This is a genomic window from Stenotrophomonas sp. CFBP 13725, from assembly GCF_014841935.1.
GTDB lineage: Bacteria > Pseudomonadota > Gammaproteobacteria > Xanthomonadales > Xanthomonadaceae > Stenotrophomonas.
In genome coordinates this window covers 1-17302 of the sequence record NZ_JACYUV010000012.1, presented here as the reverse complement: position 1 = coordinate 17302, position 17302 = coordinate 1, and the positions used below count along the sequence as shown (strand labels likewise).

Here is a 17302-nt window from a genome sequence, read left to right as displayed (position 1 = left end):
CGGTTCAATGCTCATGGGCCGCCCCCGCCTTGCCGATGTCCGCCTTCACCGTGTAGCTCTGCTCGACCACGACCTGCTCGCCTGCGCGCAGTCCATCGGTCACCGCGACCTGGCGGGCATCGCGCGCGCCCAGCTGCACGGGGCGTGCGGTGTAGGTGTCGCCGTCGCGCACGAATACCACGTCGCCACCGTCCAGCGTCTGCAGCGCGGTCAGCGGTACGACGATGGGCGCCGGGGTGCTCGCCACCACGATGCGCGCCCGCACGGCCGCGCCGGGCCGCCACAGGCCGTCCGCGTTGTCGATCAGGGCGCGGGCGACCGTGCTCTGGCTGGCGGTCGCGGTGCCGGGCAGCACCCGTTCCAGGGTGACGGTCTGGCTGGCACCGTCGGTCATGCGGGTCACCGTGACCGGCACGCCCGCGGTGATGTGCTGCGTGTCGGAACCGAGGATGTGGAGGTCCACCCACAGCTGCGACAGGTCGCCGATATCGAACAGGACCTGGCCCTCGGCCGCGACGGCACCGAGCTGCACCTGGCGTGACAGCACGACGCCGGAAATGGGGGCGGCTACGCTGTAGGTCGACAGGCTGAGGTTGCTTTCGATGCTGGCCAGCGGCTGTCCGGCGCGTACGCGGTCGCCGACATTCGCCCGTAGTGCGCGCACTGGACCGGGGAAGCGTGCAGTGACCTGGGCGCTGCGTCCGTCGACGGGTGCCAGCAGGCCCTGCACTTCGTGCTCATCGGCAATGGTGCCCGCCGCAGCGGGCGCGGTGACGATGCCCGCTGCACTCGCCTGTGACGCGGCGATGTGGGTGGTGGCCGGTGCCTCTTCTTCGTCATGTGCTTCCGCTGCGTCATGGTCCACCGCGGGCTTGCCCGCACCCGGGGCCCCGTTGTCCACCTTGCCGGTGCACGCGGCAAGCGCGGAAAGCAGCAGCAAGGACAACGCGCTGCGCGCCAACATCGTGAGGGTCAGGGTCATGGTGCGGTTCCTTGGATGGCAGGGGCAACCAGCGGTTGCCCGGTGAGCCTCTGGATTTCAATGAGAGCGGCCTGTCCGGCCAGGGCCGCATCCAGCTGGCGCTGCCGCGCTTCGATGCGCATGGCCTGCAGCTGCGACCATTCGAGGTAGCTGATGGCACCCGCGCGCCATGCGGTTTCGGCGGCCTTTTCGGCACGGCGCAACTGCGGCACGACGTCGCTGTCCATCCGCGTGACCTCCAGCCTGGCGGTGCCGTAGCGTCCATGTGCCTCCGCCAAGGTGGCGTGCAGCTGCAGCGCGCGCCCTTGACGTTCCAGCGCGCTCATCGCCAGTTCGCTGCGTGCCGCCCGGATCTCCGGCTCGGCCCGCCGTGCAGCGCCCAGCGGGATGCTGAAGCCGCCCACCAGCGATGCATCGCGGCTGGCCCGGTCGTGGCGCACGCCGAGCTGCCAGGACATGTCACCGCGCAGTTGGGTACTCGCCAAGTGCAGCTGTGCCTCACGCACACGTTGTTCGCCGGCGATCACCGCAAGTTCGGGTGTGCGCTCGAGCAGATCGGCCAGTTGGGCGAAATCCTGCAACGCAGGCAGCTGCAGCGGATCGCCGCTGACCACATCGAACGCAACGCTGCGCTCGTTCCACAACGCGGCCAACGAAAGCCGCGCTGCCTGGGCCTCCTGCAGGGCACGGTCACGGTCCAGCTCTGCCTGCGCCAAGGCGGCCTGTGCGGTCATCAGGGTCGATGCCGGTGACGCACCGGCGGTCAGGCGCCGCTGTGCTGCGTCCACCGCGCGCCGACGCTGTTCGATGTCATCCCGGGCAATCCGCTCGCGGGCGGCGGCGGCGGTGATGGCCAGGTAGCGGCGTGCCACCTCCGCCATCATGTCCAGGCGGGTGATCTCCCGCTGCGGGGCCAGTGCATCGAGGTTGGCCTGCGCGACCGCACGGCGCGCATCCAGCTTGCCTCCTCGCTCCAGCACGCCGGCCAACGACACGGTGGTCTCCAGTGAGCGGACACCGCGGCTGTCACCGGTGCCGAGGGCGTTCTCGACGTCTGCGCCGAACACCAGCGGCGGTGCGAGCCCGGCGGCATCGCGTCGTGCCTGCGCGGCATCCTGCTGCAAGGGCAGAAGTCGCAGGTCAGGATGGGTGTGCGCAACACGCTCGATGGCGGCATCGAGTGTCAACGGGACAGGGGGCGGCGTCACCTGTGCAGGGGCGCACGGTGCCATCGCCAAGGCCGCCAAGGCGGCCAGGCATTTCCACATGGGGTCTCTCCGAAGGACGTATCAGGGATCAGATCACCGGCTGCGGGCCGGCGGTGGATCAGCCCTGGATCGGAGGACGCAGCAGACTATCGGGCATCATCGATGTCCCGTTGGCGTCGTACACCGCGTCAAGCAGAACGACGCCGGGAGACAAGCTGCACCAGCCAGCGTGCCCCATCGGCAGCTGCCCGCCCTGCCCGTGACAATGGCCACAATGCACCAGCGCATGCAGCAGCCGGTCGCCGACATCTTCATCGTCGTGACCGCTATCGCTTTCCAGACTGCCATGCGGCACGGCCGGATGATCCGCGTGCGACAGCTCGTGCAGGTCACCCAATGCCGATGCCAGCGCGCCGCCGGCGGTACCCAGCGCCACCACCACCAGCATCAGCAGGCGGAGCAGGAACAAGCGGCGGTGGCGGGGTGGACGGATCATCACCCGCAGGGTAGCGGGCGCATCGGGCGTTACACAATCGCAGCGACCGCATGCGCCGCTACAGATGGGTCGCCTCGATATCGCAAAGCGACGCGCCGGTCACCTCCTTCATACCGGGAGGGAGCGCCGCTTTCAGCGCGTCCAGACTGGAGAAGTGCACATCGCGTACGCCATTCCATGCCGGGCGAGCTGTCTCCGGTACATGAAGGCGCCAGCCCTGTGCCGAAAACTCCAGCGGCGTACGCACCAGCGGCACCAGTGCACCTGCCCCCGCAGCCGGCCGCGGACGATGCACCAGTACGAAGCTACCCGCCTCATCACGACGCACGCAGAAGCTGCCCGGCTCGCACAACTGCCGGTAGGTCAGGTGAGCCTCGGCCTGGTCCGGGCGCACCGCGATGATGCGCTCCGGATCGGCGAGTGCGGAAGAATGTACGGCGTAATCCAGGTAGAGGGTACTGCGCTCCGCGTGGGTCAACAGGTCCATGACACTGGTGCGCAGCCCATGCTGGTAGCACGGCATGCCGCACATTGTCGTGGTGGTGGTCATTGCTGGCGCGTTGGTCACCGAGAGCGGCGCCCATGCCGGTGGCTCGCCCGAGGGCTGCACGACCCCCTGCGATACGCTGAAGGTTCGCCACTGAATGGAGAAATCATCCGGAACGTTGTTCATGCGGCAGCCTTTTGGAGGTGACCCCCCAAGGCTGCCGCATCCCTGCTGCGGCGCTACCGTGGATCGCTCATGCGCGCTTGCGCTCTGCAATGAACGCCTGGATCTGCTGCTCAAGCACCGGCAACGGCACTGAGCCCTGTTCCAGCACGGCGTCGTGGAAGGCCTTGATGTCGAACTTTTCGCCCAGCTCCCGTTCGGCCTGTGCGCGGAGCCGGACGATGGCGATCTCACCCAGCTTGTAGCTCAGGGCCTGTCCCGGCCAGGAGATGTAGCGGTCGACTTCGGTGGTGACCTCATGCTCGCTCAGCGCCGTGTGGTCACGCAGGTAGGCAATGGCCTTGTCACGTGACCAGCCCTTGCTGTGCACGCCGGTATCGATCACCAGACGCGCCGCACGCCACATTTCGTAGGTCAGGCGGCCGAAGTCTTCGTAAGGGGTCTCATAGATGCCCATCTCGATGCCGAGCTTTTCGCAGTACAGCCCCCAGCCTTCACCGTAGGCGGAGATATAGCTGGTGCGACGGAACGCCGGCAGGTCACCCTGTTCGGCCGCCAACGCACCCTGCAGCGCATGGCCGGGATCTGATTCGTGCAGGGTCAGTGCGGGCAGGTTGTAGAGCGGGCGCGCCGGCAGGTTGTAGGTATTCAGCCAGTAGGTGCCCATGCCACCGCGGCCGGCGGTCCAGAACGGCGCGATGTCCGGCGGCACCGGCACGATGGTGAAGCGCGCACGCGGCAGCGTCATGTACTTGCCGATCACCCCGTCCACGCGCTTGGAGATCCACGCTGCACGATGCAGCAGCTCATCCGGGGTCTTCGCGTAGAACTGCGGATCGGTGCGCAGGAAGGTCAGGAACTCATCGAAGCTGCCCTTGAAACCGACCTGCTGGATGATGGCGTTCATTTCCTTCTGGATGCGTGCCACCTCATCCAGCCCGATGCGATGGATCGCATCCGGGGTCAGGTCCAGCGTCGTGTATTCGTGGATCTGCTGCTTGTAGAACGCCTTGCCATCGGGCATGGCTTCGGCCGCCAGCGTAGTGCGCGCCTGCGGCACGTAGTCCTGCAGGAAGAACGTACGCAGTTGCTGGAACGCCGGGATGACCTTGCCGCTGATCGCCTCGCGTGCCTGCGCCTGCAACGCGGCCTGGTCCGCCTGCGGCATGCTGGCGGGCAGCTTCTTGAACGGTGCGTACAGCGGGGATTCGGTCGGATCCTTCAGGTCGGCAACGTTGGAAATGGCCACCTCACGTCCATCCAGCACCGCGCGCGGCACGCTGAAGCCGCGCTTCAGGCCGGCTCGCATGTTGTCGGTCTGCTGGCCGAAGTAGCGCGGTACGTCATTCAAGCGGGCGATGTAGTTGCGGTAGTCCTGCGCGGTCTTCATCTCGCGCCGTGCCATGAAGGACAGGTTGGACCAGAACGACGAGTCGGAGTTGAACGGCATCTCGTAGGTCCGCAGGCGCACCTCCTGGGCCAGGTTGAAGACCTGGTCGCGATAGATCGCGAAGTTCACCTGGTTCACCGGAGACAGCGCCTTGACGTCGGTGCGGTCCAGCTGCGCAAGCACCTCGTCCCAGACCTTCAGCCGGTCCTGCTGCGCGGCGGGGCCCACGTCGGGCAGCCGTGCCGCGCCGGCCGGCGCATCGCCGTCTTCGCTGGCTTCACCGCCGCCCTCCTGGCGCCAGGCCCATTCCTTTTCATAGATAGCGCGGAACGCGGCATCGGCAGCGCGTTCGTTGGCGACGCTGGCCGGCGCGGTCGTGGCAGTGGGCACGGCGGCATGGACGGCCAACGGCGAGGAAAGGGCAAGCAGCAGGGCAACGGCAAGACGGTTTTTCACGAGCGACAGGTTCCCGGGAAGGCAGACCACCGATCATGGCACCGTTGGCTGCCTGCGACATGGGTCGAATGTCCTGCCCGTGCCGGGCAATGGCCTCGATCGCGTCTATGCAGGGGCGGCGGATGCAGGGGTGTGCGTCGCCCCGTCAGTGCGCGGCTTTGTCGCGCTTCCAGCCGCGGTGGTCGATATCCAGTTTCAGGCTGTACAGGGCAGTGAACGCCGGGAACAGATTCTGCAGCACACCGACGGAGTCCTGCTTGGCCGAGAACAGAAAGTAGCTCAGCGTCATCAGGCTGCCGACCACGCTCATGTACCAGAACAGGCGCGGGATCACCGGTTTGCCGGCACGCCGCGAGGCGACGAACTGGACCAGCCAGCGGCCCCCGAACATCAGCGCGCCGGTATAGCCGATCAGCTTCCAACCCGTCACATGCAGCCCGGTCCAGTACAACCAGGTCAGCGGCTGGTCCAGCCAGTGCAGTTCCATCAGGCTTCTTCCACGACAGTACGGCGGCTGCGGGTGATCAGCCAGGCCACGCCGCGCAGGTCGCGGATGCCGACCAGCGCGCGGCCCAGGTTGGTGTACTTGGACACGCCCGTGGTGCGATGGCGGTGGTTGACCGGCACGCTGGTGGTCTGCCAGCCGGCACGCTGCATCAAGGCCGGCAGGTAGCGATGCATGTGATCGAAGTACGGCAGGTCCAGGAAGGCCTCGCGCTCGAACAGCTTGATGCCGCAGCCCGTGTCCGGCGTGTCATCGCGCAGCATGCGCGCACGGATCGCATTGGCCCAGCGGCTGGCCCAGCGCTTGCTGCCGCTGTCCTTGCGGTTGACCCGCCAACCGGCGAAGAGCTTGACGCTGGCATCAGCCCGCGCACGCGCGTCGAGCAGCCCGGGAATATCGGCTGGATCATTCTGGCCGTCACCGTCCAGGGTCGCGATCCACGCGCCCCGCGCATGTTTGACCCCGTTGCGCACGGCCGTGCTTTGCCCGCTCTGGCTGACATGGTGCAGCACGCGCAGTTCCGGCGTCTGGGACTTCAGCGCCCGCAGCACCGCCAGCGTGTCGTCGCGTGACTGGTCGTCGACGTAGACGATTTCAAAGGCGATGCGTCCCCGCAGGGCGGCGGTGATTTCAGCCACCAGCGGCGCGACATTATCGCGTTCGTTGAACACCGGGACCACAACAGACAGCTCGGGATGGCTCATGGGGCACTCGGCCGGGGTGAAAACAAAGAGCGCGCATTCTCCGCTGCCGAGGTTAGCCGAAGATGAACCCGGCTGCCCAGCAACGGTGGATCAGGCACGATCGCCGAAATAGTCGCGGCACCATGCCACCACCGGGGGCAGGCCCTGCTCGATCGGCAGGGCCGGCTCATAGCCGAATGCGTCATGGGCGCGACGCGTATCGGCCATGGTGCGGACCATGTCGCCCGGTTGCATGGGCTTGTAGATCTTGGTGGCGGGGCGGCCTGCGGCCTGCTCGATCACACTGATGAACCGCTCCAGCTCCACGGGGGTGTGGTTGCCGAGGTTGAACACCCGGTGCGGCACAGGACCGTCGCCGGGATGTGCGAGCGCGCCGAGAATACCGGCGACGATGTCGGAAACATGTGTGAAGTCACGCTGCATGTGCCCTTCGTTGAACACGTCGATCGATCGGCCCGCCAGCACCGCACGCGAGAACAACAGCGGCGCCATGTCCGGTCGCCCCCATGGCCCGTACACGGTGAAGAACCGCAGGCCGGTGGCCTTCAGCCCGAACAGCTGTGCGTAGGTATAGGCCATCAGCTCGTTGGCTGCCTTGGTGGCCGCATACAACGAACGCGGCTGGTCCACGCGCTGGTCTTCGGAAAAGGGCGGCGTTGCCGAGTCGCCGTACACCGAACTGCTGCTGGCATAGACCAGATGCTGCACGTTGTGGTGGCGGCACAGTTCCAGGATGTTGACGAACCCGCTGATGTTGCTGTCGACGTAGGCGTGCGGATTCTCAAGCGAATAGCGCACGCCCGCCTGCGCTGCCAGGTGGATGACCGCGGTGGGCCGCACCTCGTCGAACAGCGCGCCCAGGCCGTCGCGATCGGTGAGATCCAGCGTGCGCAGGTCGAGCTGCGGACACAGCGCGGCGACCCGATCACGTTTGAGCTGTGGATCGTAATAGTCGTTGAAGTTGTCCAGCCCGACCACGGGGCGACCGGCCTGCAGCAGGGCCTGCGCGGTATACGCACCGATGAAGCCGGCCGCGCCGGTAAGCAGGATCGTCATGAGTGCAGGCCGTAATGCGTTGCGCCGACGTTGAGCCGGAAGGGCTCGATGATGTCGCTGATGCCTTTGGCGCTGAAGCGGGCCAGCAAGGCTTCCGCATCGTCTTCCAGCTTCAATGCCATCTCTTCGGGATACACCGGCACCACCGCCATGAAGCCGATCAGCGTGCCATCGTCAGTGGTCAGGTGGGCGAAGGCGTCGGGTGCACTGGCAGGCGGCAGGATCAACGCCCCTTGGAACCCTACCGTCGTCGCATAGGGTTCGGCAGGCATGCCGTTGGGAATGCTGTGGCCAAAGCCCAGCCAGGTATCGTACTTGTGCGGCAGCCGCGCCAGGGTCTTCAACAGCCGCAACGGCCAATAGCTGCGTTCGTCGGCAAGCGCCGTCTCACTGAGCGGCCATGTGCCGGGAAGGGTCACCATCAACTCGAGACGGTCAGGCGATTCGGCGCCTTCCGGCACATCCATCGGCAGATCGCTCATGCCCGAGGTGACGATGCGCAGGAAAGGGAACGCATCCGTGGCCGCCACGACATGCAGGTCGATGCGCACCGTGTCGGAGATGATCTCGTGGTACACACCCGCAACCGGCCCCAGATGCTGCGCGATGTGTGCCGCGATCGCGGCAACGTTGGGGCCCTCGGATGCGGCGGTGAAGGCGTTCTCGTCACGGTGCCGATGGATCGGACTGCCGCCCGGACTGACCTCGTCGTAGTCGTTGCTCATGGACGGCTCCTGGCCAGGCGTGCGCTGTCGAACGCTCACGCGCGCTGGGCGCGCAGCCGTTCGAGCACGCCGTCCAGCGTATCCAGGTCAGAGTAATGGATGATCAGCTTGCCCTTGCCACCGCGGCCGTGGGTGATCGCCACCTTGGCGCCCAACGACTCGCTCAGTTCGGTTTCCAGCGATGCGATGTCGGCCTGCGGCGCGGTCTTCGCTGCCGCCTGCGGCCGGTTGCTGGGCACCTTGCCGGCCGCGAAGGCCTGCGCACGGCGCTCCACCTCGCGCACCGACCAACCTTCGTCTGCCGCCTCCTGCGCAAGCTTGCTGGCCAGTTCCGGCGCCAGCGTCAGCAATGCACGCGCATGCCCCATCTCCAGGCGGCGCGACTCCAGCAGCACGCGGATGGCGATCGGCAGTTCCAGCAGGCGCAGCAGGTTGGACACCGCCGCACGCGAGCGGCCAACCGCCTCGGCCGCTTCGGCATGGGTCAGGGTGAACTCGCTGATCAGCCGCTGCAGGGCTTCGGCTTCCTCCAGCGGGTTGAGGTCTTCGCGCTGGATGTTTTCGATCAGCGCCATCGCGATGACGGTGCGGTCTTCCAGCTCGCGCACCACCACCGGCACTTCATCCAGCCCGGCCAGCTTCGATGCACGCCAGCGGCGTTCGCCGGCGACGATTTCGTAGTTGCCGCCCGGCAGCTGACGCGCAAGGATCGGCTGGATCACGCCCTGCGAGCGGATCGAATCGGCCAGTTCGGCAAGCTTGGTCTCGTCCATCTCGCGCCGCGGCTGGTACTTGCCCGGCTGCAGCTGGCCGATGGGCAACCTGCGCAGCACTTCGCCCGGCAACGGCTCGATCACCGCGGTGGCCTGCACCTGGCTGACCGATGCCTTCGGTCCCAGCAGGGCATCCAGGCCGCGGCCGAGGCCACGCTTCTTCCCTGCTGCGGGCTTGGTGCTCATCAGACGGTCTCCACGGCCGCGACGGCCTTGTTGCGTTCGTTGTTGCGTCGAATGATCTCGCCAGCCAGGCCGAGGTAGGCCACGCCGCCGCGCGAAGCGCGGTCATAGCCGACGATGCTCTGCCCATGGCTGGGCGCCTCGGCCAGGCGCACGTTGCGCGGCACGATGGTGCGGAACACGAGGTCGCCGAAGTGTTCGGTGAGCTCGCCGGACACGGCATTGGCCAGGTTGTTGCGCACATCGAACATGGTGCGCAGCACGCCTTCGATTTCCAGCGTCGGATTGAGGTTGCCACGCAGCGCTTCGATGGTTTCCACCAGCGCGCTCAGGCCTTCAAGGGCGTAGTACTCGCACTGCATCGGCACCAGGATCGAATCGGCGGCCGCCAGTGCGTTCAACGTCAGCAGCGAAAGCGCCGGCGGGCAGTCGATCAGGATGTAGTCGTACTCATCGCGGATCGGTGCCAACGCGCGCTTGAGGCGTTGCTCGCGCTCGCCCTGGCCCATCAACTGGATTTCGGCGGCGGTCAGGTCGATGTTGCCGGGCAGCAGGTCGTAGCCCTCGGCCGCTTTCAGCCGAACTTCCACGGCCGTGCTTTCGCCCAGCAGCAGATCGCAGGTGGACGCTTCCAGCTCGCGCTTGTCGACGCCGCTGCCCATCGTCGCGTTGCCCTGCGAATCGAGGTCGACCAACAACACCCGCTTGGGCGCGTTGGCCAGGGCGGCGGCCAGGTTGACGGCGGTCGTGGTCTTGCCGACGCCACCCTTCTGGTTGGCGATGGCGATGATGCGGGCCATGCGGGTGAGCCTCGTCGACGGTTGCTGGGGCTGGTCATTATGCGTACAACCGGCCCCGGGCGGAAATCGGGCTTCATCCCGGCCTTGTCCAGCAGGCAAGCGCGGCGCCCTTCAGGGGCCGCCAACGCTGACCAGATGGCGCTCTCCCGCCAAGCCGGGCACTTTCAGCGCCACGACCTCGCGCACCTGCCAACCCGCGGGCAGCGCGGCGATCTCATCGTGCGGGTGGACCCCTTTCATCGCCAGCAGCACGCCGCCGGGGCGCAACAGATGGCCGCCGACGCGCACGATGCCTTCCAGCGTGTCCATCGCACGCGCGGTCAACTGATCGTACTGGCCGGGCTCATCCAGCGCCTCTGCCCGCGACTCGGCGACCCGCGCGTTGGTCAGTCCCAGCTGGCGCACGACTTCACGCATGAAGCGCGCTTTCTTGCCGTTGCTCTCCACCAGGGTGACCTGCAGGCCGGGGCAGGCAATGGCCAACGGAATGCCTGGCAGGCCGGGACCGGTACCGAGATCGGCCAGCGACCCGTCCACCACATGCGGTCGCATGGCCAGCGAGTCGAGCAGGTGGCGGGTCACCATCTCCTGCGGATCGCGGATCGCGGTGAGGTTGTAGGTCTGGTTCCAGCGGTGCAGCAGGGCCAGGTAACGCAGCAGGGGCGGCGCCACATCGGCCGCCAGGCCCATGTCGGCCAGGCCACGCTGCAGCGTGTCGGCGACGGCAGGTGGAAGGGTAAGTTCGCTCATGTGGGCATTATCGCCGGTTTCCTGCTGCGGTAAGCAGGTCAGGCGACATGCCACGCCAGCGCGGCGCGGAAGTTGGCGCTGGCCTGCCACTCGTGCAGGTGCCAGCGCGCGGCGTGGCCCAACGCCGGATCGCACCATTGCAGCTGCAGCGTGCCGTCGTCGGCCGGGCCGAACTGCAGGCGGTGCAGGCCGAAGGAAATGCCCTGCCCGTCCGCTTTCAGCATCGCTTCCTTCGCACACCACACGCGGAAGAACCACTGCACGCGGGCTTCCTCGGCAAGGCCCTCCAGCCACGCGATCTCTGCAGGATGGAAGAACCGGCGGATGATCTCCACCATGCGCGGGCGCGGGCGCAGGAGCTCCAGGTCAACGCCGAGCCGGACCCCTTCGCCCAGCGCGACCAGCAGGACATCGCCGCTGTGGCTCCAGCCCGTGCCGAAGCGCGACAACGCAGCCGACAGTTCCGGGCGGCCACGGGGGTCGCGAACCAGCGGCAAGGCCAGCGGATCGCCCCCCAAGGCCTGCGCCAGCACCTGTCGTGCCTGCGGCTCACCGCGCTGGCCGGGCACGTGCGGGCGACGCCACACCGTGACGGGACCGAACCGCCACCTTTCCTGCCCTGACATCCCCGCGCTCATGCCAGCGCCCCGTCAACGCCACTGCACAGCGGTTTCACGGCCATACGCGTCAACTGGAATCTCTTTGAGATAGGAGATGGGGCAATGGGCATCATTATCTGGTTGATCGTCGGCGGCATCGTAGGCTGGCTTGCCAGCATCATCATGGGACGCAATGCCCAGCAGGGCATCATCCTCAACGTGGTGGTCGGCATCGTCGGTGCACTGATCGCCGGGTTCCTGTTCGGCGGCGGCATCAACGAAGCGATCACGGTACGCACGTTCCTGTTCTCGCTGATCGGTGCGGTGATCCTGCTGGCCATCGTCAACCTGTTTACCCGCAAGAGCATCCGCTGACGCTGCGGTAAGGTCGGCCGCTGGCCGGCAGAGACATCAGGACGGGGCCCGGCCAAGGTCGGGCCTCGTCGATTCAACCCAGCTGCACCCATGCCGGTGCATGGTCGCTGGGACGCTCCCAGGTCCGCGGCTCGCGGTCGATGCCCGACGCAACGGCGGATGCCTTGAGGGCATCAGACACCAGGGTCAGGTCGATCCGCAGGCCGAGATTGCGGCGGAATCCCGCGGCGCGATAGTCCCACCAACTGAAGATCCCGGCCTCGTCGCTGTGCAGGCGGAACGCGTCGTGCAACCCCAGTTGCAGGAGCTTGTTCAACGCCCCGCGCTCGGCGGTCGAGGTCAGGATGTGGTTCTCGTTCCACACCAGCGGATCGTTCACGTCGCGCTCGTCCGGGGCGATGTTGAAGTCCCCCATCACGATCAGTTTCGGGTACTTCTGCAGTTCGGTTTCGATCCACGCATGCACCGCCTCCAGCCAGCGCAGCTTGTAGGCGTATTTGTCCGTGCCGATGTCCTGGCCGTTGACCACGTAGAGATTGATTACCCGCAGGTCGCCGAAGGTGCCCGCGATCACCCGCTTCTGTTCGTCCTCGAAGCCGGGGATGCCGATCTGCACGTCCTCGGCCGGTTCACGCGACAACAGCGCCACGCCGTTATAGGTTTTCTGCCCGGCGAACACGCTGCGGTAGCCGGCGCTGGCCAGCGCGGCATCCGGGAATTTGTGGTCTTCCAGCTTGGTTTCCTGGATGCCGACGATGTCCGGACCGGCATCCTTGAGCCACTGCTCCAGGTGCGGCAGGCGGACGTTGAGGGAGTTGACGTTCCACGAGGCGATTTTCATGGCGGGAATTGTACCTGCCCTGCCCGCCACCCTCCCGTTCGTGCTACCCGACCAGCCGCTTGAGCAGCCCCTGTATCCGCGCGTACGGCGGCCGCAGGAAATCGGTCGCGGCCCAGCGGGATTGCCACAGCACCGGCATCGGCCGACTCATGGCATCAAAGCCGGCGCGTGCGTGGTACGCGCCCATGCCGCTGGCACCCACACCACCGAACGGCAGGCCATCGGCAGCGAAATGCAGCAGCGTGTCGTTCACCGTCACTCCGCCAGCCACCACCGTAGCGAGGATGCGATCCACCTTGGCGTGGTCATGGCTGAAGGGATACAGCGCCAGCGGCCGATCCCGTGCCACCACATCGGCCAAGGCGGCATCCAGGTCCGCATAGGCGCGCACCGGCAGGATCGGGCCGAAGATTTCCTGCTGCATCAGGTCCAGGTCGTCCGGTGGATCCAGTACCACGGTAGGCACCAGCAACCGTTCGCGGGCTGCACGCAGCGGATCGATGGTGGCCAACGGAATGACCTCCACGTTGCGGTCGCGCGCCTGCTGCAGATAACCGAGCAGCCGCTGGTACTGCCCTTCATTGATGATCCGGGTGTAATCGGTAGCGTCGCTGAAATCCCCGTAGCGCTGGACGACCTGCTCCTGCAGTGCCTGCACGAACGCGCGTTGGCGCGGGCCATCAACCAGCACGTAGTCCGGTGCGATGCAGGTCTGTCCGGCATTGAACCATTTACCGGTAGACAACCTCGCCGCCGCTTTCTGCAGGGGATAGTCGCTGCACACGATGGCCGGCGACTTTCCGCCCAGTTCCAGGGTCAACGGCACCAGGTGTTCGGCCGCCGCCGCCATGACCTTCCGGCCGATGGCTGTGGACCCGGTAAACACCAGGTGGTCCAGCGCCAGACTGGCCACCGCCGACGCCACGTCCGCACCGCCCTGCACCACCGTTACGCGTGCGGCGGGGAACACGCTGGCAAGCAGCTCCGCCAGGAAAGCGCTGCTTCGCGGCGTGTGCTCTGAGGGCTTGAGCAGCACGTGGTTGCCGGCCGCGATGGCCGTGGCCAGCGGCACCAACGCCAAGGTGATCGGATAGTTCCAAGGCGAGATGACGCCGACCACGCCCAGCGGGGTCGGGCGCAGCTGCGCACGCGCTGGCCACAGCTTCCAGCCCGCACTGGCACGCCGTGGCCGCGACCACCGACGCAGGTGCTTGAGCAGATGATCGATGGCCGACAGCACGCTCATGCCGTCGGCGATGCGCGATTCGGCGTGCGAGCGGTGGCCGAAATCCGCGGCAATGGCGGTGGCCATGTCGTCCATCCGCGCTTTCAATGCCGTACGCAGGCGACGCAGGTCGTCCTCGCGCTGGTTGATCGAGGGACGCTGCGCCTGCCACGCGATCCGCAGTGTCTGCAGCAGGGCAGGAAGGTCGGCGGGGTCGGTATCTGCTGTCATGCCCCACTATAAAGGGCCTGACGGCCAGCGGCCGTCACTACCGGGAGCACATGGGAATGCGTGGTAGCGCCGAGCCATGCTCGGCGGCGGTTTGCCGAAGGCGACGGATACACTCCGCCGAGCATGGCTCGGCGCTACGGGCTACCGACGCTCAGGCGGACGGCACGGCCCAGCCGAACAAGTCCAGCGCCTTCTGGAACTCACGGTCCAGCGGGGCGCGCGCGTCGACCACGCCGCCTTCCGGATGCGGAAAACGCAGCCGCTCGGCGTGCAGCAGCATGCGGTGCACGCCCTGCATGCGGAATATCCGGTTGTGCCGCCCGTCGCCGTGGCTGGTGTCACCGATCATGTGGTGAGACAGGTGCTTGAGATGCCGACGGATCTGCCGGAAGCGCCCGGTCTGCGGCTGGCAGCGCAGCATCGCATAGCGTGAGGTGGTGAACTCCCCGCTCGGCACGCCCAGCTCGCCGGTCTGCAACCGCTGGAAATCGGTGACGGCCTGCTTTTTCACCGGCTTGCCCGGGCCGCCATCCAGATCGTGGTCCACGCGCCAGGCCGCTTCGGCCGGCCAGCCACGGCAGACCGTCAGGTAATCCTTCATCACCTCGCCGCCCATCAGCGACTTGCCCAGCGCGCTCGCGGTATCGCGATCAAAGGCCAGCAGCAGGCACCCACTGGTCGCGCGATCCAACCGGTGGACCAGGAAGATCTGACGGCCCAGCTGCTCACGCAGTCGATCCGCGAGGAAATCATCCTCGCCGCGCGCCAGCTTGCTGTCATGGACCATCAACCCGGCGGGCTTGTTGACCACGGCCAGGCGCTCGTCCTGATGCAGCAGTTGCAGCGGCGGCGATGCGACAGCCGCCACGGCCTCATCGGCCACCGATTCGCCCACCATCATCGCCACCATGCCCGCGCCAACGCGAACGCACCCAGTGCACCGGAGACCCAGCTCCACACCGGCATGTCGCCGATGTACCAGCCCGGTGGCTGCAGGACATACATCAGCGCGGCGATCGCCAACAGGCCGACACCGGTGATCGCGCCCACGGCGTGCTTCTGCAGGCGCTGCACACTGACATCCAGCGCGGCCAGGTCGCGTGAGCGCATCGACAGTTCATGCCGGCCTTCGACCTGCTGGCTCAGCCAGGCATGCACCAGGCGCGGCATGTCCGGGGCGTGGGTCATGATCTCCGGCACCCGCTTGCCGATCTCGCGCAGCACCCGGCGCGGGCTGTAGCGCTCGCGCAGGATCTTCGACAGCACCGGCTTGGCCACTGCCCAGATATCGATCTGCGGATCGAGCTGTCGGCCGACGCCTTCGATGTTCAGCAGGGTCTTCTGCAGCAGGATCAGCTGCGGCTGCAGGGTCAACTGGTAGCGCTGCGCCACGCGGAACAGCTTCATCAGCACTTCGGCCAGCGAAATCTGCGACAACGGACGGGTGAAATAGGGCTCGCACACCGAGCGTACCGCCGCTTCCAGATCGTCGATGCGCACGTGGTCCGGCATCCAGCGTGCCTGTACGTGCAGCTCGGCGATGCGCCGATAATCGCGGTTGAAGATGGCCATGAAGTTCTCGGCGAGGTAGTACTGATCCTCCTGCGAGAGCTGGCCCATGATGCCGAAGTCCAGCGCGATGAAGCGCGGATTCGCCCGCCGTGCCGGATCGACGTCGACCCAGATGTTGCCGGCGTGGGCGTCGGCATGGAAGAAATTGTCCCGGAACACCTGGGTGTAGAACACCCTTACTCCCTTGGCCGCCAGCGCCACGCGGTCGATGCCGGCGCGGTCCAGCGCCTCGATGTCATCGGAGGGAATGCCCCAGACGCGCTCCAGCGTCAGCGCGCGTTCGGCGGTGTGGCTCCAGATCACTTCCGGCACGTACAGATCGTCAGAGTGCTCCCAGAACCGGCGCAGCACGCTGGCATTGGCGCCTTCGCGCTGCAGGTCCAGTTCGGCCGACAACGTGTTCTCGATCTCGGCCACCACTTCGCGCGGACGGATCTTGTCCGCACGCGGGTGGGTGCGCTCGACCAGTGTGGCGAGCGAATTGAGCAACGCGATGTCGGCGACGATCTGCTTTTCGATGTTCGGCCGCAGCACCTTGACCACGACCTGGCGTCCGTCGCCCAACGTCGCCGCGTGGACCTGCGCGATCGACGCCGAGGCCAGCGGCTCGGTATCGAAGCTGGCGAAGGCTTCGCTGACCGGCATGCCCAGTGTCTCTTCGACGATGCGGCGCGCGGTCTCACCGTCGAACGGCTTGACCCGGTCCTGCAACAGGGTCAGCTCGACCGCGATGTCCGGCGGCACCAGGTCACGGCGCGTGGACAGGATCTGGCCGAACTTGACGAAGATCGGACCCAGATCCTGCAGCGCCAGGCGGAGCCGGGCACCACGCGACTGTGCGGCGATGTCGGCCGACGCACGCGGCACGAAAGGCTTGGCCAGGCGCAGCCAGCGTTCGGCCGGCGTGTCCTGCAGCAGGTCATCCAGGCGATAGCGCAGGATGATGCGACCAATGCGGCTGGCCCGCAGCAGGGCCTTCATGCGGCACCCCGCAGGCGCTGCACGCGCGCCGACAGACGCTCGACGTCGTCGCGCAGCACGTCCACGTCGTCATGGAACGCGTCCAGCTCGCCACGCGGTACCACGTCGCGCGACTCCTCGGTCACGTACTCCGCCGCCGTATGGGCCAGATCGGAGACGCCGCGGCGTGCGTGCTGCAGCGCGCTGCGCAGTGCGTTGGCCACCTGCACGCCCAGCACCTCGCCGAAGACGCGCACGAACGGCAGCTGCCAGTCCGGATCAAAGCCTTTGGCCAGTTGCTGCAGACGGCGGGCCAGTTCGGCATCCCCGGCCACCCGTACGCGGCCTGCCGGGTCGCCCTGTTCGCTGCGCGACCTGGCCAGCAACGGCAACTGGGCCAGCACACCGGCCAGGCTGCTGCGCACCGCCAGATCGGCTTCGCGGTGGTCGACCGGGCCGACCTCAAGCTGCTCGCCATGCACACTGATGCGCATGGCCAGCGCAGGGGCGTCCAGGGTCAGGTCGATATGTCGGCCATCCAGCGCGGTCAACGCCTGACGGGTATCGGGATCCAGCGCCAGCGCACGATTCAGCGCGGCTTGCAGGGCGCGGCCGGCGACCGGCTTGAGCGACTTGAGCAGGGAAAGAGGCATGGTGCGCATTCTACCTGCCTGGTGGCAGATCGCTGCGGAATCCTGTCCGCGCGGCGCGCTCGCCGAGCGTGGCTCGGCGCTACATGCCCCGCTCGGTAGCGCCGAGCCGTGCTCGGCGGAATCCTGCCGTTGCCGCGACGGCGGACGC

19 protein-coding genes are annotated in these 17302 nt (G+C 67.0%); 1 reads left to right on the top strand and 18 read right to left on the bottom strand.

The features are described 5' to 3' along the window. Nucleotides 1–4: 4 nt before the first annotated feature. From IFT65_RS15930 to IFT65_RS15870, 13 genes are all read right to left on the bottom strand, one after another. Nucleotides 5–982, bottom strand: a complete 978-nt coding sequence (locus tag IFT65_RS15930; protein WP_192082297.1) for an efflux RND transporter periplasmic adaptor subunit — start codon at nucleotides 980–982, stop codon at nucleotides 5–7. Next, nucleotides 979–2250, bottom strand: coding sequence for a TolC family protein (locus IFT65_RS15925; RefSeq protein ID WP_192082295.1), 1272 nt, complete (start codon nucleotides 2248–2250; stop codon nucleotides 979–981). Before IFT65_RS15925 ends, IFT65_RS15930 begins: the two co-directional genes overlap by 4 nt. A gap of 58 nt (nucleotides 2251–2308) precedes the next feature. Then, nucleotides 2309–2686, bottom strand: a complete 378-nt coding sequence (locus IFT65_RS15920) for a hypothetical protein (RefSeq protein WP_192082293.1) — start codon at nucleotides 2684–2686, stop codon at nucleotides 2309–2311. 58 nt (nucleotides 2687–2744) lie between these two features. Then, nucleotides 2745–3359, bottom strand: a complete 615-nt coding sequence (locus IFT65_RS15915) for a hypothetical protein (protein ID WP_192082292.1) — start codon at nucleotides 3357–3359, stop codon at nucleotides 2745–2747. Between the two features lie 67 nt (nucleotides 3360–3426). Beyond that, nucleotides 3427–5202 (bottom strand): DUF885 family protein, encoded by a 1776-nt coding sequence (locus IFT65_RS15910; RefSeq protein ID WP_192082290.1) that lies wholly within the window; start codon nucleotides 5200–5202, stop codon nucleotides 3427–3429. Nucleotides 5203–5347: 145 nt separating this feature from the next. Further along, on the bottom strand, nucleotides 5348–5689 hold the full coding sequence (locus IFT65_RS15905) for a lipid-A-disaccharide synthase N-terminal domain-containing protein (protein WP_188325439.1): 342 nt from the start codon (nucleotides 5687–5689) through the stop codon (nucleotides 5348–5350). After that, nucleotides 5689–6411 carry a glycosyltransferase family 2 protein gene (locus IFT65_RS15900; RefSeq protein ID WP_192082289.1) on the bottom strand — a complete coding sequence of 241 codons (723 nt, stop codon included), beginning with the start codon at nucleotides 6409–6411 and terminating at the stop codon, nucleotides 5689–5691. The genes IFT65_RS15905 and IFT65_RS15900 overlap by 1 nt, the downstream gene beginning before the upstream one ends. 90 nt (nucleotides 6412–6501) lie before the next feature. Continuing rightward, on the bottom strand, nucleotides 6502–7467 hold the full coding sequence (locus IFT65_RS15895) for an NAD-dependent epimerase/dehydratase family protein (protein WP_192082287.1): 966 nt from the start codon (nucleotides 7465–7467) through the stop codon (nucleotides 6502–6504). Beyond that, entirely contained in the window at nucleotides 7464–8192 is a 729-nt protein-coding gene (locus IFT65_RS15890; protein WP_192082285.1) for a suppressor of fused domain protein, read from the bottom strand. The genes IFT65_RS15895 and IFT65_RS15890 overlap by 4 nt, the downstream gene beginning before the upstream one ends. Before the next feature lie 35 nt (nucleotides 8193–8227). Beyond that, on the bottom strand, nucleotides 8228–9151 hold the full coding sequence (locus IFT65_RS15885) for a ParB/RepB/Spo0J family partition protein (RefSeq protein WP_188325443.1): 924 nt from the start codon (nucleotides 9149–9151) through the stop codon (nucleotides 8228–8230). Continuing rightward, complete coding sequence (locus IFT65_RS15880; RefSeq protein ID WP_188325444.1) at nucleotides 9151–9948, bottom strand: ParA family protein; 798 nt, start codon at nucleotides 9946–9948, stop codon at nucleotides 9151–9153. Before IFT65_RS15880 ends, IFT65_RS15885 begins: the two co-directional genes overlap by 1 nt. 111 nt (nucleotides 9949–10059) lie before the next feature. After that, nucleotides 10060–10698 carry a 16S rRNA (guanine(527)-N(7))-methyltransferase RsmG gene (gene rsmG, locus IFT65_RS15875; protein WP_192082283.1) on the bottom strand — a complete coding sequence of 213 codons (639 nt, stop codon included), beginning with the start codon at nucleotides 10696–10698 and terminating at the stop codon, nucleotides 10060–10062. Nucleotides 10699–10736: 38 nt separating this feature from the next. Further along, nucleotides 10737–11324, bottom strand: a complete 588-nt coding sequence (locus tag IFT65_RS15870; protein WP_249405189.1) for a 4'-phosphopantetheinyl transferase superfamily protein — start codon at nucleotides 11322–11324, stop codon at nucleotides 10737–10739. A 96-nt stretch (nucleotides 11325–11420) separates the two neighbouring features. Here IFT65_RS15870 and IFT65_RS15865 point away from each other — a divergent pair, with 96 nt between their 5' ends. Then, nucleotides 11421–11672, top strand: a complete 252-nt coding sequence (locus IFT65_RS15865; protein WP_188325447.1) for a GlsB/YeaQ/YmgE family stress response membrane protein — start codon at nucleotides 11421–11423, stop codon at nucleotides 11670–11672. A gap of 73 nt (nucleotides 11673–11745) precedes the next feature. Here IFT65_RS15865 and xth read toward each other — a convergent pair whose 3' ends face one another. The 5 genes from xth to IFT65_RS15840 form a co-directional block, all read right to left on the bottom strand. After that, nucleotides 11746–12513 (bottom strand): exodeoxyribonuclease III, encoded by a 768-nt coding sequence (xth, locus tag IFT65_RS15860; RefSeq protein ID WP_192082278.1) that lies wholly within the window; start codon nucleotides 12511–12513, stop codon nucleotides 11746–11748. A 43-nt stretch (nucleotides 12514–12556) separates the two neighbouring features. Continuing rightward, entirely contained in the window at nucleotides 12557–13969 is a 1413-nt protein-coding gene (locus IFT65_RS15855; RefSeq protein ID WP_192082277.1) for a coniferyl aldehyde dehydrogenase, read from the bottom strand. A gap of 151 nt (nucleotides 13970–14120) precedes the next feature. Then, nucleotides 14121–14870, bottom strand: a complete 750-nt coding sequence (locus IFT65_RS15850) for a pseudouridine synthase (protein ID WP_249405191.1) — start codon at nucleotides 14868–14870, stop codon at nucleotides 14121–14123. Continuing rightward, a complete protein-coding gene (ubiB, locus tag IFT65_RS15845; RefSeq protein WP_192082275.1) occupies nucleotides 14867–16522 on the bottom strand; it encodes a ubiquinone biosynthesis regulatory protein kinase UbiB in 1656 nt (551 codons plus the stop codon). The genes IFT65_RS15850 and ubiB overlap by 4 nt, the downstream gene beginning before the upstream one ends. Next, nucleotides 16519–17154 (bottom strand): SCP2 sterol-binding domain-containing protein, encoded by a 636-nt coding sequence (locus IFT65_RS15840; RefSeq protein WP_192082268.1) that lies wholly within the window; start codon nucleotides 17152–17154, stop codon nucleotides 16519–16521. The genes ubiB and IFT65_RS15840 overlap by 4 nt, the downstream gene beginning before the upstream one ends. Nucleotides 17155–17302 lie beyond the last annotated feature (148 nt).